The following is a 15,490-nucleotide window of genomic DNA, read 5'->3' as shown; positions in this document are numbered from 1 at the left end:
GCTCAGGGGTGGGGCGCGGACGCAGGATGGCGGTCGCCGGAGTGCTGGGGGTGGCCCTGACCGCAGGCGGGCTGACGTCCGGCACGGACCGGGCGCTCGCCGACCCCTCCCCGGGCGCGTCGCAGAACCAGAGCCGATCCGGCGGCGCGAAACCCAAGGCCCCCTCGAACCGACAGGCCCCGCCCGCCGCCGCCCCGCGCGCGGTCGCCACCGGCGGCCCGGTGCTCGCCGCCGCCGTGGACGGTGCCGACACGCTGCCGCAGACCCAGGGCCTCCAGCGCGACCTGGCACAGGTCCTGGGGGACAAGGCCCTCGGCACCCTGAACTTCGCCATCGCCGACGGAAGTACCGGCCGGTTCCTGTACGGCGCCGGCGAGAACACGCCCGCCACCCCGGCCTCCACCACCAAGCTGCTCACCGCGGTCGCCGCCCTCGCACTCATCCCGGCCGACTCGCGGATCGCCACCAGGGTCGTCAAGGGCGGCGCGCCCGGAGAGATCACTCTCATCGGTGGTGGCGACCCGACCGTCACCGCCCTTCCGCCGGACCAGATCCGGGTGGGCGGTATGCCGGTGGACGCCGAGTCCGCCCCGGCTTCGCTGCCCGAGCTGGCCAGGCAGACCGCGGCGGCGCTCAAGTCCTCCGGCACCACCACCGTGAAGCTGGCGTACGACACCTCGCTCTACAGCGGCCCGCTCCTGCACAAGGAGCACGACGCGATGAACATCGCCGCCGTCACCCCGCTGATGGTGGACGAGGGCCGGATCGACCCGCTGTCCCCGGACGAGGCCCCCGCCCGTGTCTTCGATCCGGCCGACCAGGCCGCCGAGACCTTCGCGGGCCTGCTCAAGGCGCAGGGCATCACGGTCGACGGCAAGGCGAAGCCGGCCCCCGCCGCCCCCGGCGCGCAGCAGCTCGCCGTGGTGAACTCACCGACCATGCCCCGGCTGGTCGAGCGGATGCTCACCACCTCCGACAACACCCTCGCCGAGGCCGTCGCCCGCCAGGCGGCCGTCGCCGCCCACCAGCCCGCCAGTTTCGACGGCGGCGTGGCGGCGGTGATCCAGACTTTGCAGAAGCTCGGGGTCCCGACGGCCGGGGTCGTCCTCAACGACGGCAGCGGGCTGCACACCGGCAACCTGATCTCGCCCCTGGTCCTCGCCGAGGTGCTGGGAGCCGCCGCGTCCCCCCGGCACCCCGAGCTGCGACCGGTTCTGACGGGCCTTCCGATCGCGGGCTTCACCGGCACCCTGCTCACCCGGTTCGGCGCGGCCTCGGGCGCACAGAGCGTGGCCGGGATCGTCCGGGCCAAGACCGGAACGCTCGGCGGCAGCGGCGTCTACACGCTGGCCGGCACGGTGGTGGACGCCGACGGCAGGGTGCTGGTCTTCGCCATCATGAGCAGGGCCGTCGCCGACGGGGCATCCTCCCGCGCGGCCAGCGACCGTATCGTCGCCCGCCTTGCCGCCTGCGGCTGCCGCTAGGGCCTGTCTGACCAATTCCCGCCGGGCCCGGACGCCGGCTGTCGACGCGGCGGGCCCGGCGGAGCTGCTGAAGCAGGCTGTGGCAGCCGCCGCTGCCAACGGAAGCCCTCGGTAGCGCGAGCGCCCCCGTCCGCCGCTGTGCGCGGGCTGTGCCATGCGCCCGCCGCGTACCTGCGCTGCGTAGCGCAGGTCGCGTGCGTCTGTCGATACGCCCGTCACCGGCGTCGGACGCCGGGCCGGGCCGGGGCCCTCGGAGGCCGACGGCGGCCCGGCCGGAGGCGTCAGCGCGGGTGTCTCCCACCGGCCGCCGTGAGCACGTACGGTGAGGGCATGACGAGCGCTAGCAGCGGTGCCGACATGGTCGATTGGGATCTCGCGGTCGCGACGGCGACCCGGCTGGCCAGGCCGGGCCCCGAGGTGACCCGGGAGCAGGCCCGCGAAGTGGTCTCCGAGCTGCGCAGGCATGCGCTGGAGGCCGAGGAGCACGTACGCGAGTTCACCGGGATGCGCTCCAGCAGCCTGGTGTCGAGCGTCGGCACGCCGGTCCTGGTGGTGGACCGCCCCGGCTGGGTGAAAGCCAATGTGGCGGGCTTCCGGACGATCGTCCAGCCGCTGGTGGACAAGCTGCGCGCCCGCCGCAGCGACTCGCCGGGCGCGGCCGTCCTCGGCTCGATCGGCGAGAAGGCCACCGGCGTCGAGGTCGGCGCGGTGCTCGCGTTCCTCTCCACCAAGGTCCTCGGCCAGTACGAGACCTTCGCCCCGGCCGCGCCCGGCCCTGACGGCTCGTCCGGCGCGCCGGTCACGCCGGACAGCCCGGCGGCGCTCTTCGACAAGTCCCGGCCCGAGCCGCAGCCGCCGGTACCGGGTCGACTGCTGCTGGTCGCACCGAACATCGTGCACGTCGAGCGCGAGCTGGACGTCGATCCGCACGACTTCCGGCTCTGGGTCTGCCTGCACGAGGAGACCCATCGCACCCAGTTCACCGCCGTGCCCTGGCTGCGCGACCACATCCAGTCCGAGGTGCAGTCCTTCCTGGCGCAGACCGATGTGGACCCGGCCGCCCTGCTGGAGCGGCTCAAGGACGCCATCGGCGGGGGCATCACCGGCCCCGGCGGCGGTGGCGACGGCGTGGGGACCGGGACGCTCCTGGACATCGTCCAGTCGCCCCAGCAGCGGGAGATCCTCGGCCGGCTCACCGCCGTGATGTCGCTGCTCGAAGGGCACGCGGACGTGGTCATGGACGGTGTCGGCCCGGAGGTGGTGCCGAGCGTCGCGGAGATCAGGGAGAAGTTCAAGCAGCGCCGCGACCGGGGTGCGGGGCGGCTCGACCTGGTGCTGCGGCGCCTGCTCGGCATGGACGCCAAGCTGCGCCAGTACCAGGAGGGCGCGGTCTTCGTCCGGGACGTGGTCGACCGTGTCGGTATGACCGGCTTCAACCGGGTCTGGACCTCTCCGAACACCCTCCCCACCAAGGACGAGATCCACGACCCCGCCGCCTGGGTCACCCGCGTCGTCGGCTGATGCCGCCCGCCCGCCCGGCGCACACCCCGGGAGCGGACCGTACGGAGGCCCCGCAGCCCGGACGGGCACTCGGGCGCGCCCGCCCCGCCCCGCGCGAAGCGCTGCGGCCGCCCCGGGGAGTGCCTCGCTGCCGCGCCCCGGCGTGCGCGGCCGCGTGTCCGGGCGCCGCCCACCGCTGGAGCGCGCTCGCAGGGGTGGCTCAGGCGTACAGATGGAGGGTGAAGGAACGATTCTGCATTCACCCGTACGTGGGACCGTGGTCGTACCGGTGGCGCGGGTGGCGTAGCCGATGCCCGGATTCTGCAACCATCTGTGAGCACCTGGTGACCGAAAGCTGACAGGGTGTCACGCCCGGCCGGCCCTCACCGTCCCCGCTCCGTCCCTCAGCTGCCAAGGAGTGCCTCCCCCGTGGGCCCACACCCCGCTGTCGCGGCGATACGTCTCGCCGTCCGCCGCACCCTCGCCGAGCTCGCCGCCGAGGCCGGCGTGACCCTCACCGCCCCGGCCCCCCGTACCCGCCCCGCGCCCGCGCCGGTCCCCGTCACGGCCACGGCCGCCACCGCCTCGACCGGCAGCGCCGCCACCACCCGTCTGATCGGAAACGCCCGCCGCCACCCCTCGGGACTGCCCCGTACCCCTGCCGCACCGGGTTCCCCGCTGGTGCTGGTCGCGGTCAGCGGCGGCGCCGACTCGATGGCGCTGGCCATCGCGACCGCCTTCGAGGCGCCCAAGCTGGGCCTGCGGGTGGGTGCGGTGACGGTCGACCACGGCCTCCAGCAGGGCTCCGCCGAGCGCGCCCAGCAGGTCGCCGACCGCCTGCGCGAGCTGGGCCTCGACCCGGTCGAGGTGATCCCCGTCCATGTGGGGCAGCAGGGCGGCCCGGAGAACGCCGCCCGCGAGGCGAGGTACGCCGCGCTGGACGCCGTCGCCGAGCGCCACCGCGCCGTTGCCGTGCTGCTCGGCCATACCAGGGACGACCAGGCGGAGACCGTCCTGCTGGGGCTGGCCCGGGGTTCGGGCTCCCGCTCGCTGGCCGGTATGCCCGCGCACAAGGGCCGCTACCGCCGGCCGCTGCTGGAACTGGACCGGGCCGCCACCCGCCAGGCGTGCGCCGCGCAGTCCATCCCGGTCTGGGACGACCCGCACAACTCCGATCCGGCCTACACCCGCTCCCGGGTCCGTCACGAGGTGCTCCCGGTGCTGGAGAAGCACCTGGGCGCAGGGGTGGTCGAGGCGCTGGCCCGTACCGCCAGGCTCTTCCGCGACGACGCCGATGCCCTCGATCAGTGGGCGGCCCTGGCCGAGCGCGACCTCCGTACGGGCGACGGCACCCTGGACGTCGGCAAACTGGCCGAACTGCCCCCCGCCGTCCGCCGCAGGGTGCTGCGCCGGGCCGCGCTGAGGGCGGGCTGCCCTGCCGGTGACCTGTTCGCGCGACACCTGGAGACGGTCGACCTGTTGGTCACCGGCTGGCGCGGTCAGGGGCCCCTACACCTACCCGGGGGCGTCGAAGTCACTCGAAGGTGTGGCACGCTGGTCTTTCGGCGACAGAGCGACAGCTGAGCAACAGGTCGCGGGGCCGTCGCCGACACAGGACCCCGAACGTTTGAGGACGTATCCCCGGTGGATCAGAACGACATGGGCGCCGACCTGGCGAAGGTGCTCATCAGCAAGGACGAGATCGACGCCAAGCTGCTTGAGCTGGCCGAGCGGATCGACCAGGACTACGCCGGACGGGATCTGCTGATCGTCGGCGTGCTCAAGGGCGCCGTGATGGTCATGGCCGACCTCGCCCGCACCCTGCACTCGCAGGTCACGATGGACTGGATGGCGGTCTCCTCGTACGGGATGGGCACCAAGTCCTCCGGTGTGGTCCGGATCCTCAAGGACCTCGACACCGACATCGCGGGCAGGGACGTGCTGATCGTCGAGGACATCATCGACTCCGGCCTGACCCTGTCCTGGCTGCTGGGCAACCTGGGTTCGCGCGGCCCGGCCTCGCTCGAGGTCTGCACCCTGCTGCGCAAGCCGGACGCGGCCAAGGTCGAGATCGACGTCAAGTACGTCGGTTTCGACATTCCCAACGAGTTCGTGGTCGGCTACGGCCTGGACTTCCAGGAGAAGCTCCGCAATCTGCCGTTCATCGGCACCCTGGCTCCGCACGTCTACGGCGGCTGACCAGCCGCTGTCCGACGGGTGACACCGTTCGGGCGACGGGCGGGAACAGGTCAATGTTCCCGCCCGTTGAGCGGGGGTAGGAAAATACGTCGTGTCGTCGTGCTCTCGTCGTGAGCGGGAGTGGCTGCGGTACGGTCCAATTAACTGCTCTTCTCATGAGCACATACCGGATGCGCCGACGGCCCACGGCCGTGCAGCGCCGTTGAGTGGCAGGAGGGACGGGGCGGCAACGCCCCGCATGGATGGACGTCAAGCGATACTTCCGTGCGCCGATTATGTGGATCGTGCTGGCCGTCCTCGCCGTTGTCGTGCTGATGCAGGTCGTTTCGGACTCGAACGGCTACAAGACGGTGGACACCGGGCAGGTCGTTGCGGCGATTGATGCCAAGCAGGTCAAGTCGGCGCAGATCACCACGGGTGACTCGAACACCATCAAGATCCAGCTGAAGGACGGCGAGAAGCTGCCTTCGGCCGGTACCGGCAAGGTGCCTTCCGGCAGCAAGTTCCAGGCGTCGTACGTCGGCGACCAGGGTGTGGCCGTTGCCAACACCCTCCAGTCGCAGATCAACGGCAACTCCGGCGCGCTGCCCGAGGGCTACACCATCAGCCCCGAGAAGCAGTCCACCTTCGTCAGCCTGCTGCTGTCGATGCTGCCGATCGTCATCATCGTCCTGGTCTTCCTGTTCCTGATGAACCAGATGCAGGGCGGCGGCTCCCGGGTCATGCAGTTCGGCAAGTCCAAGGCCAAGCTGCTCACCAAGGACACCCCGAAGACCACCTTCTCGGATGTCGCGGGTGCGGACGAGGCGGTCGAGGAGCTCCACGAGATCAAGGAGTTCCTGCAGGAGCCGGCCAAGTTCCAGGCCGTCGGCGCCAAGATCCCCAAGGGCGTGCTGCTCTACGGCCCGCCCGGTACGGGTAAGACCCTGCTCGCGCGTGCCGTCGCGGGCGAGGCCGGTGTGCCCTTCTATTCGATCTCCGGCTCCGACTTCGTCGAGATGTTCGTCGGTGTGGGTGCCTCCCGCGTCCGCGACCTCTTCGAGCAGGCCAAGGCGAACGCCCCGGCGATCATCTTCGTCGACGAGATCGACGCCGTCGGGCGGCACCGCGGTGCCGGTCTCGGCGGTGGCCACGACGAGCGCGAGCAGACCCTCAACCAGCTGCTGGTCGAGATGGACGGCTTCGACGTCAAGGGCGGCGTGATCCTGATCGCCGCCACCAACCGTCCGGACATCCTCGACCCGGCGCTGCTGCGCCCGGGCCGTTTCGACCGGCAGATCGCCGTGGACCGCCCGGACCTCCAGGGCCGCCTGGAGATCCTGAAGGTCCACCAGAAGGGCAAGCCGATCGCGCCCGACGTCGACCTCTCGGCCGTCGCCAAGCGCACCCCCGGCTTCACCGGTGCCGACCTGTCGAACGTCCTCAACGAGGCCGCGCTGCTGACGGCCCGTTCGGACAAGAAGCTGATCGACAACGGCATCCTGGACGAGGCGATCGACCGCGTCGTGGCAGGTCCGCAGAAGCGCACGCGGATCATGTCCGACAAGGAGAAGAAGATCACCGCGTACCACGAGGGCGGTCACGCCCTGGTCGCGGCGGCCTCGCCGAACGCCGACCCGGTACACAAGATCACCATCCTGTCCCGCGGCCGGGCCCTCGGCTACACCATGGTGCTGCCGGATGAGGACAAGTACTCGACCACTCGTAACGAGATGCTCGACCAGCTGGCCTACATGCTGGGCGGGCGCGCGGCGGAGGAACTGGTCTTCCACGACCCGACCACCGGCGCCTCGAACGACATCGAGAAGGCCACCGCGACGGCACGTGCGATGGTCACCCAGTACGGCATGAGCGAGCGCCTCGGCGCGATCAAGTTCGGTTCGGACTCCTCCGAGCCGTTCCTCGGTCGCGAGATGGGCCACCAGCGCGACTACTCGGAAGAGGTCGCCGGGCTGGTGGACGAGGAGGTCAAGAAGCTCATCGAGAACGCGCACAACGAGGCCTGGGAGATCCTGGTCGAGAACCGCGACGTGCTCGACAACCTCGTCCTTGAGCTGCTGGAGAAGGAGACGCTGAACAAGGAGCAGATCGCCGAGATCTTCTCCACGATCGTGAAGCGCCCCGCTCGTCCGGCCTGGACGGGGTCCTCCCGCCGTACGCCGTCCACCCGCCCGCCGGTGCAGTCGCCCAGGGAGCTGGCGCTGACCAACGGCGTCGCCGCCTCCACGGACACGGCGACGGTGGACATCATGAAGCTGCCCCCGGTCACCGGCGACAGCCGGACCGAGAGCTGACCGACCGGCGGGTGCGCCTCCCGCAAGGAGGCACACCTGTCGGAATGGATGCCGCGTCACCAGGGTTTGTACCCTGGAGGCGCGGCATTCGTGCTGCCTAAGCCCGTTCACTCTCTCTGACCCACAAGCGAGGCACGCATGATCGACCCGGTGACTCTCGACCAGCCTGCGGCGATCGGGACGTTCGACCAGGCGCGGGCCGAGAAAGCGGTGCGTGAGCTGCTGATCGCGGTCGGCGAGGACCCGGATCGCGAGGGCCTGCTGGAGACACCGGCCCGGGTCGCCCGTGCCTACAAGGAGATATTCGCGGGCCTCTGGCAGCAGCCCGAGGACGTGCTGACGACCACCTTCGACCTCGGCCACGACGAGATGGTCCTGGTCAAGGACATCGAGGTGTTCTCCACCTGCGAGCACCACCTGGTCCCGTTCCAGGGCGTCGCCCACGTGGGCTACATACCGTCCGGCAGCGGCAAGATCACCGGGCTCTCCAAGCTCGCCCGACTGGTGGACGTCTACGCCCGCCGCCCGCAGGTGCAGGAGCGTCTGACCAGCCAGGTCGCCGACTCGCTGATGCGCATCCTGGAGCCGCGCGGCGCGATCGTCGTGATCGAGTGCGAGCACATGTGCATGTCGATGCGCGGTATCCGCAAGCCCGGCGCCAAGACCATCACCTCGGCAGTACGGGGCCAGCTGCGCGACCCCGCGACGCGCGCCGAGGCGATGAGCCTGATCATCGGCCGCTGAGGGGCAACTTGCCAGGGCGCGGGGTTTCCGTTACTGGCGAGGCTCCCGGTCCTGTGGGGGCGTGAGGTGGTCGCTCATCCACTCCAGTGAGGCGGGCAGTTCGCGCCGCCAGGTCTCGAAGCTGTGACCGCCGTCCTCCAGGAAGAGCGAGTCCGCCTTGAACTCGGGATGGGCGTCGGCAACGCGCTTGGCGTTGGCCAGGAAGGCCTGGGTGTCCGCGTAGTTGTCCTCCGTCCTGGTGCTCACCACCAGCAGGGAGACCTTGGGCGGCGACAGGTTCTGCAGCCGCCAGTTGAGGTCGCTGTGCTGGGCTGCGGTCTTGTCGCCGCCGAACAGGTCGCCGTCCGTCCAGCGGTCGTTGGGTACCTGGTAGTCCGCGTGCAGGCCCGCCGCACTGGTGTACGCGTCGGGATTGCGCATGGCCAGCCGCAGCGCGCAGCTGCCGCCGGTGGAGTACCCCAGTACGCCCCAGGAGGCGGCGGAGTGGCTGAGCCGGTAGTTGGAGCGCAGGGCGGCGGGCAGGTCCTTGACGAACCAGGTCTCGGTCTGCGGCCCGCCGGCCACGTTGACGCACTCGGTGTTGCGGGGAGGGGCGACGCTCGGCCGGGCCATCACGATCACGGTGGGCGCCATCCGGCCCGTCTTCTGCAGCTCCCAGGCGGTCTGCGGTACCCGCAGTCCCTCGACCAGGTGGAGTGAGGGGCCCGGGTAGCCAGCCAGGGTGAGCAGCACCGGGAAGCGCTCCCGGGAGTAGCGGGGGATGAAGTACTCGGGCGGCAGGTAGATGAACACCTGGTCGGAGAGGCCGGTCTCGGTGCCGGTGACCCGGATGGAGTCGACCCGACCGACTTCTTCCGGCCTGCCCTGCGGCAGGTCCTTGATCGTCTCCAGGCCGCCATCGGTGGTCGGCTGGACGAGCGTGCCGGTCTGCGGGGCGGCGCCCCTGGAGTGCTCGGAGCCGCTCAGGCTGAGCGGAGCGCCACCCGGATGCAGCAGGTCGTTCCAGGATGTGTAGAAGCCGTACGAGTTGTTGACCGAGAGCGCCAGTACTGCCAGGACCGAGAGCTGGACGACTGCCAGCAGCCCGACCCGGCCGAGCATCGGCAGCGGGTGCTGGCGGGCCAGGCTGGGCCACAGCCAGAGGGTGCCGACCAGGCCAGCAGCGGCCAGCGCGGTGAGCGAGTACACCAGTGCGCTGCTGGTCAGTTCCATGCGGTTTCGCCCTCCCTTGGGCGGCAGTGGGGCCAGGGTTCATCGTGGGACGGGAGACTTGGGGCAGCCAGTGGGGCTGGGCCGCCCGGGGTTCGTCACGGCTGGGTACCGGCTGCGTCGTGCCCGCTGCGGAGGGTGCAACCGAAGCTCTAGAATGCGGCGTCCAGCGTGTGTAACGCGTGTGCGGGCATCCCGTGGCGTCGCGTGTCGGCGCTGGGCCACCTACCTGCCACCGCCGCCGTTCAGCCGTTCAGCCGTCCCGCTGGATGTGCCGTCCGTGCGGTGTCCCCCAGTCCCCGAGGCGCCGTCTTCCCAGGCGCCTTCCCGAAAAATTACCGTTCGGGGAGGCTTCCTTGACGAGCCGATTGCCAGACCAAGGAATAGTCATGAAGGTCCATCACAGCTCCTCCCCGGGAGTGACAGGACAGCCCGTTTCAGCCTCTACGCTGAGCTTCCATGAGCGTTCCCGTGTCCGTTGAGCCGTCACCCGAGCAGCCCCGCCGCCGGGGTCTGCAGACGCTGCGCAACCAAGCAGCATCCGTCCCCCGAGCCTGGTTGCCCGGAGCCGTCGGGTACGCCTGTCTGCTGATCGGTCTGCTGGACATCGCCAGCGCCGTCTTCCCCAAGCTCCGGCACACCCGGGTGCACAGCTGGGCCGGGCAGATCCCGGGCGGCACCACCACGCTGGCGACTGTCGGAACGCTGATGGTCGGCACCCTGCTGGTGCTGCTCGCGCACGCGCTGCGCCGCCGCAAGCGGCGCGCCTGGCGTGCGGTCTGCGTACTGCTGCCGGTCGGTGCCGCGCTGCACATCCTGCGCTGGCACCAGATCGGCCCGGCGGTGATCTCGCTGGCGCTGTTCGTGGTCATCCTGGTGCACCGGCGCGAGTTCTACGCCAAGGCCGATCCGCGTACCCGCTGGCGGGCCGTGCTCAGCCTGGTGGTCATGGGGACCTTCAGCGTGCTGCTCGGCATGCTGATCGTCAGCGTCCACCCGAGCACCGAGATCGGGAACCCGGGGCTGCTGGAGCGGCTGGAGGAGACCGTCTACGGCCTGTTCGGCTTCGACGGGCCGATCAAGTACCACAGCGAGCGGGTCTCCGACCTGGTCGCGTACTCGCTCGGTGCGCTGGGTCTGCTGACCGCCTTCACCTCCGGGTACCTGGCACTGCGTCCGGAGAAGCCGGAGCCCGTGCTGGGTGCCGAGGACGAGGAGAAGGTCCGGGCGCTGCTGGAGCGGCACGGGGCGCGCGACTCGCTCGGGTACTTCGCGCTGCGCCGCGACAAGAGCGTGCTGTTCTCCCCGACCGGCAAGGCGGCGATCTCCTACCGGGTGATCTCCGGTGTGATGCTCGCCTCCGGCGACCCGGTCGGCGACGTCGAGGCCTGGCCCGGCGCGATCAAGGTCTTCATGGCGGAGGCCCGTGAGCACGCCTGGGTGCCGGCCGTGGTCGGTTGCAGCGAGGTCGGCGGCGAGGTCTGGACCCGTGAGGCGGGGCTGGACGCGCTGGAGCTCGGCGACGAGGCGATCGTGGACACGTCCACCTTCTCGCTGTCGGGCCGTGCGATGCGCAACGTCCGCCAGATGGTGAAGCGGATCGAGCGCAACGGCTACTCCTGCAAGGTGCGCCGGGTGTCCGAGCTGACCCTGGAGGAGAAGCGGCAGGTCGCGGATGCCGCCGCCCGCTGGCGCGGCACCGACACCGAGCGCGGCTTCTCGATGGCGCTGGGCCGCTTCGGCGACCCGAGTGACGACAACGGCGTGGTCGTCACCGCGCACAAGGCGCCGGAGGAGGGCGATGCTCCCGCCGCGCCCGGCAGCGACCTGAAGGCCGTGCTGCACTTCGTGCCCTGGGGCAAGGACGGCATCTCGCTGGAGCTGATGCGGCGTGACCGGGCGGCCGACCCCGGCCTGAACGAGCTGCTGATCGTGGCGGCGCTGCAGGAGGTCCCGAACCTGGGCGTCAAGCGGGTGTCGCTGAACTTCGCGATGTTCCGCTCGGCGCTGGCCCGCGGTGAGCGGATCGGCGCGGGACCGGTGCTGCGCGCCTGGCGCGGGCTGCTGGTGTTCCTCTCCCGCTGGTTCCAGATCGAGTCGCTGTACAAGTTCAACGCCAAGTTCCAGCCCGAGTGGGAGCCGCGTTTCCTGGTCTACCCGCAGACCCGGGACGTGCCGCGGATCGGCTTCGCCGTGATGCAGGCGGAGGCGTTCATCACGCTGGGCATGCCGAAGTTCGGCCGCAAGCGGCAGCGGCAGGGCCTGATGCCCGAGCAGGCACAGCTCGGGACGGTGACCGAGGCGGCGTGAGCGGTCCCGGGATGAGGCGATAGCCGACCGACAACGGGTGACAGATTCTGATATCTGTCACCCGTTGTCGGTTTTCGGCCACCGTGCGGCTCGATAATGGCTTTATGACCCACCTTCCCGGCCTCCCCCAGCTCGACCGCTGCGCGGTCATGGGCATCGTCAACGTCACCCCCGACTCCTTCTCCGACGGTGGCCTCTGGCTCGATCCCGCCGCCGCCGTCTCCCACGGCCTGCGGCTGACGGCGAGCGGAGCCGACCTGGTGGACGTGGGCGGCGAGTCCACCCGGCCCGGCTCGCAGCGGGTCACCGAGGCCGAGGAGCTGCGCCGGGTGATCCCGGTGGTCCGGGAGCTGGCGGCGGCCGGTGTGGTGGTCAGCATCGACACCATGCGGGCGAGCGTCGCCGAGCAGGCGGTGGCCGCCGGCGCCCGACTGGTCAACGACGTCTCCGGGGGGCTTGCCGACCCGGACATGGCCGAGGTGGTCGCCGACACCGGCGCGCCGTTCGTGGTGATGCACTGGCGCGGGCAGTCCGCCGACATGGACGGCCTGGCCGTGTACGAGGACGTGGTGGCCGATGTCGCCGCCGAGCTCTCGCAGCGGGTCGGCGAGCTGCTGGCCGCCGGGGTGAAGGAGGAGCAGCTGATCCTCGATCCGGGCCTCGGTTTCGCCAAGACCAGCGAGCACAACTGGGCGCTGCTCGGCCGGCTGGACGCGCTGACCGCCCTCGGTCGTCCGGTACTGGTGGCCGCTTCGCGCAAGCGGTTCCTGGGTACGCTGCTCGCCAACCCGGAAACCGGGGAGCCGCGCCCGGCCCGGCAGCGCGACGACGCCACCGCGGCGATCTCGGCGCTCTCGGCCCAGGCCGGCGCGTGGGCCGTCAGGGTGCACGATGTGGCCGGCACGGCGGATGCCGTACGCGTGGTCGCGGCCTGGCAGCAGGCGGCGAGGAGGGGGTAGCGGCTTGGCGCGGTTCAGGAGGAACCATGGCTGGTGACGGCAGTGTGAGCGAAACGGACCGCAAGGCGGCGCTGGAGCTGGACCGGCAGGCTGTCCTGGCAGCCAACCGGGCGCTCTACGAGGCGCTGGAGAACGGTGACCTGGAGGCCGTCGAGTCCATCTGGCTGGGTGCGGGTGAGGCCGACGACAAGAGCGGGGTGATCTGCGTCCACCCCGGCTGGCCGGTGCTGCGCGGACGGGCCCAGGTCACCCGCTCGTACATGTTGATCATGATGAACACGGAGTACATCCAGTTCTTCCTGACCGATGTCGAGGTCGAACTGCAGGGCGATGTGGCCCTTGTCACCTGTACCGAGAACATCCTCTCCGGCGGAGAGGCCGAGGAGGAGGGCGAACTCGGTCCGCTGGTCGGCGGAAAGGTCGTCTCGACCAATCTGTTCCGGCGCACGGCGGACGGCTGGCGGCTCTGGTCGCACCACGGTTCACCCGTCCTGACCAGCGGAGACGACGAGGACGAGGACTGATCGCGAACCGTTTCCGCAAGGTGTGCCCGGGGTGGGTGCGCATGTTTCGTGGACGGACACCCAACGTTCACGTCAATCGCCGATCCGGCGCGCGTGGCGTGCCCGCATGCCGGGTAGGACGGTCGGGGTCCGGGGGCGCTCGCAGGTAGATTCGATGCAGTGGGCGACCCGGCCTGCCACCCTGCCTCCTCGGCAGGGGCCCGTCCAGGTGGGAGAACTGAGTTGCTGGACCGCGTCACCCTGCGGGGCCTGCGTGCCCGGGGCCATCACGGTGTCTTCGAACGCGAGCGTGTCGAGGGCCAGACCTTCGTGGTCGATCTCGTGCTGTTCCTGGACACCCGCCCGGCTGCCTCCGGCGACGATCTCTCCCGCACGGCGCACTACGGCATCGTCGCGGAGGAGGTCACCGCGATCATCTCCGGTGATCCGGTCGATCTGATCGAGACTCTTGCCCAGCGGATCGCCGACCAGTGCCTCAAGCACGAGGCGGTGGAGGAGGTCGAGGTGACCGTGCACAAGCCGGACGCCCCCATCACCGTTCCCTTCGACGATGTCACCATCACGATCCACCGGGGCCGCGCATGACGTGTGTTGCCCTGTCCTGTCCCACAGCCCGAGCCGTAGAGGGATACCGATGAGCACCAGCGACCCGACCGCCACGCCGACCACGTTCGACCTGGAGCGCCGAGTCGACGGCGCCGACTCGACCCTGCACAATCCGCGGCACGCCGTGATCGCCCTCGGCAGCAACCTGGGCAACCGCCTGGAGACCCTGCAGGGCGCCGTGGACGCGCTGGAGGACACCCCCGGTGTCCGGATCACCTCCGTCTCCGCGGTCTTCGAGACCGAGGCCGTAGGCGGCCCCGGCGAGCAGCCGAACTTCTACAACGCCGTGGTCGTGCTCCGCACCACGCTGCCGCCGAGCTCGCTGCTGGAGCGCGCCAACGCGGTCGAGGACGCGTTCGGCCGGGTCCGTACCGTCCGCTGGGGCGCGCGCACCCTGGACGTCGACATCCTCGCGTACGAGGGCGTCACCAGCGACGACCCCCAGCTGCTGCTCCCGCACCCCCGGGCGCACGAGCGGGCCTTCGTGCTCGCGCCCTGGCTGGACGCCGAGCCGGACGGCGAGGTGCCGGGCCACGGCCGGGTCTCCGACCTGCTGAAGGGCCTGGGCGAGGAGGCCGGTGACGCGGTGTGGCGCCGCGAGGACATCCAGCTGCGGCTGCCCGAGTAGGCCGCTGCGCGGCCCGTTCTCCGGGCTTTCGGGTCCTCGGGTCTCCGGGTCCTCGGGTTTCCGGGTCCTCGGGTCCTCGGGTTTCCGGGTTCCGGGTTCCGGGTTCGGGCGGGGAGCACGGATCGCCTTGGGCGCTGTGGACCGTCTCAGGGGCAGGGATGAGCACATCGGGGGCGCGGGGCTGAACCCCGCGCCCCCGATGTGCTCATCCCCGGTCCCCGAGGGCTGGTTTGCCCCTTGTCCCGGTGGGATGGGAACTTCGTGGTGGTGGTCGCCCGTACGAGTAAGTGATCGGGAGGGCCAGCCCGGTACGGTGGCCTGTGGCGCCGCCGGCCAGCGACTGTCCGTCAGATCCGCCCTCAGCCGTTGGCCGAGGGCTCCCAAGCCGTCGCGTCCTTCGGGAAGGAACTCCGTCCGAGTGAAGCCGCTCCGCCTCCGCCTGCTCCTGGGTATCGCCATCGTGGCGGCAGTGCTCTCCTGGGCCGGTGCCAAGCTCTGGGACTCCCTGGGCCAGCTGCCCGGTGTGCCTGCGGCCGCCCCCATCGTGCTGGCGGCGATCGCCGTGATCCTGCTCGCCACGGCCATCTCGCTGAGGGCCAGACTCAAGGCCGTCCGGGAGCGTCAGCCGGGAGCGAAGGCGGTGGACCCGCTCGGCGCTGCCCGTGCGGTGGTCCTCGGTCAGGCGAGCGCGCTGGTCTCGGCCGTGGTGACGGGCATCTACGCCGGCGTCGGCGTCTACCTGCTCGGCCTGCTGGACATCACCGCGCGCAAGCAGCAGGCCGTGACGGCGGGCTTCGCGGTGCTGGCCGGGGCCGCCGTGATCGCCGCGGCGCTGTGGCTGCAACACGTCTGCAGGCTCCCCGAGGACCACGACGACCCCTCGGGCCCGGCCGCCTCGCCCCGCTGAGGGGCGCCGATCCGGGCGGCCGTCGCGGTGCCGCGCAGGCATCTGCCGTGACGTCAGGTGATGATTCGCGCACCTGAGGTGGTTTCGGCACGTTGTCAAGAGCCAATGGAGTGTCGAGGCTGACAG

At 70.9% G+C, this 15,490-nt stretch carries 13 protein-coding genes; 12 read left to right on the top strand and 1 reads right to left on the bottom strand.

What is annotated here, in order from left to right; translation table 11 throughout:
• Positions 1–26: 26 nt before the first annotated feature.
• The 6 genes from dacB (at position 27) to folE (ending at position 8,221) form a co-directional block, all read left to right on the top strand.
• Positions 27–1,484 carry a D-alanyl-D-alanine carboxypeptidase/D-alanyl-D-alanine-endopeptidase gene (dacB, locus tag P3T39_RS16105; RefSeq protein ID WP_280698333.1) on the top strand — a complete coding sequence of 486 codons (1,458 nt, stop codon included), beginning with the start codon at positions 27–29 and terminating at the stop codon, positions 1,482–1,484.
• Positions 1,485–1,814: 330 nt separating this feature from the next.
• Complete coding sequence (locus tag P3T39_RS16100; RefSeq protein WP_280698332.1) at positions 1,815–3,005, top strand: zinc-dependent metalloprotease; 1,191 nt, start codon at positions 1,815–1,817, stop codon at positions 3,003–3,005.
• 408 nt (positions 3,006–3,413) lie between these two features.
• A complete protein-coding gene (gene tilS, locus P3T39_RS16095) occupies positions 3,414–4,568 on the top strand; it encodes a tRNA lysidine(34) synthetase TilS (RefSeq protein WP_280698331.1) in 1,155 nt (384 codons plus the stop codon).
• A gap of 60 nt (positions 4,569–4,628) precedes the next feature.
• Positions 4,629–5,183, top strand: coding sequence for a hypoxanthine phosphoribosyltransferase (gene hpt, locus P3T39_RS16090; RefSeq protein WP_280698330.1), 555 nt, complete (start codon positions 4,629–4,631; stop codon positions 5,181–5,183).
• Between the two features lie 242 nt (positions 5,184–5,425).
• Entirely contained in the window at positions 5,426–7,477 is a 2,052-nt protein-coding gene (gene ftsH, locus P3T39_RS16085) for an ATP-dependent zinc metalloprotease FtsH (protein WP_280698329.1), read from the top strand.
• 138 nt (positions 7,478–7,615) lie between these two features.
• Positions 7,616–8,221: a GTP cyclohydrolase I FolE gene (gene folE / locus P3T39_RS16080; RefSeq protein ID WP_280698328.1), complete on the top strand. Its 606-nt coding sequence runs from the start codon at positions 7,616–7,618 to the stop codon at positions 8,219–8,221.
• 30 nt (positions 8,222–8,251) lie between these two features.
• On the opposite strand, the gene P3T39_RS16075 is transcribed toward folE, so the two are convergent.
• Entirely contained in the window at positions 8,252–9,433 is a 1,182-nt protein-coding gene (locus tag P3T39_RS16075) for an alpha/beta hydrolase-fold protein (protein WP_280698327.1), read from the bottom strand.
• A 456-nt stretch (positions 9,434–9,889) separates the two neighbouring features.
• Between P3T39_RS16075 and P3T39_RS16070 the strand changes: the two genes are divergently transcribed.
• The 6 genes from P3T39_RS16070 to P3T39_RS16045 all read left to right on the top strand — a co-directional run bounded on the left by P3T39_RS16070 (position 9,890) and on the right by P3T39_RS16045 (position 15,364).
• Positions 9,890–11,740, top strand: coding sequence for a phosphatidylglycerol lysyltransferase domain-containing protein (locus P3T39_RS16070; RefSeq protein WP_280698326.1), 1,851 nt, complete (start codon positions 9,890–9,892; stop codon positions 11,738–11,740).
• Between the two features lie 104 nt (positions 11,741–11,844).
• Positions 11,845–12,699, top strand: a complete 855-nt coding sequence (gene folP, locus P3T39_RS16065; protein WP_280698325.1) for a dihydropteroate synthase — start codon at positions 11,845–11,847, stop codon at positions 12,697–12,699.
• Between the two features lie 26 nt (positions 12,700–12,725).
• Positions 12,726–13,223 (top strand): nuclear transport factor 2 family protein, encoded by a 498-nt coding sequence (locus P3T39_RS16060; RefSeq protein WP_280698324.1) that lies wholly within the window; start codon positions 12,726–12,728, stop codon positions 13,221–13,223.
• 225 nt (positions 13,224–13,448) lie between these two features.
• Positions 13,449–13,808, top strand: coding sequence for a dihydroneopterin aldolase (folB, locus tag P3T39_RS16055; protein ID WP_280698381.1), 360 nt, complete (start codon positions 13,449–13,451; stop codon positions 13,806–13,808).
• 49 nt (positions 13,809–13,857) lie between these two features.
• Positions 13,858–14,457: a 2-amino-4-hydroxy-6-hydroxymethyldihydropteridine diphosphokinase gene (gene folK / locus P3T39_RS16050; protein WP_280698323.1), complete on the top strand. Its 600-nt coding sequence runs from the start codon at positions 13,858–13,860 to the stop codon at positions 14,455–14,457.
• A 418-nt stretch (positions 14,458–14,875) separates the two neighbouring features.
• On the top strand, positions 14,876–15,364 hold the full coding sequence (locus P3T39_RS16045; RefSeq protein ID WP_280698322.1) for a DUF3180 domain-containing protein: 489 nt from the start codon (positions 14,876–14,878) through the stop codon (positions 15,362–15,364).
• Positions 15,365–15,490: the final 126 nt, after the last annotated feature.

The organism is Kitasatospora sp. GP82 (assembly GCF_029892105.1).
GTDB lineage: Bacteria > Actinomycetota > Actinomycetes > Streptomycetales > Streptomycetaceae > Kitasatospora.
The sequence above is the reverse complement of the archived record's forward strand: the minus strand, read 5'-3'. Positions and strand labels throughout refer to the sequence as shown.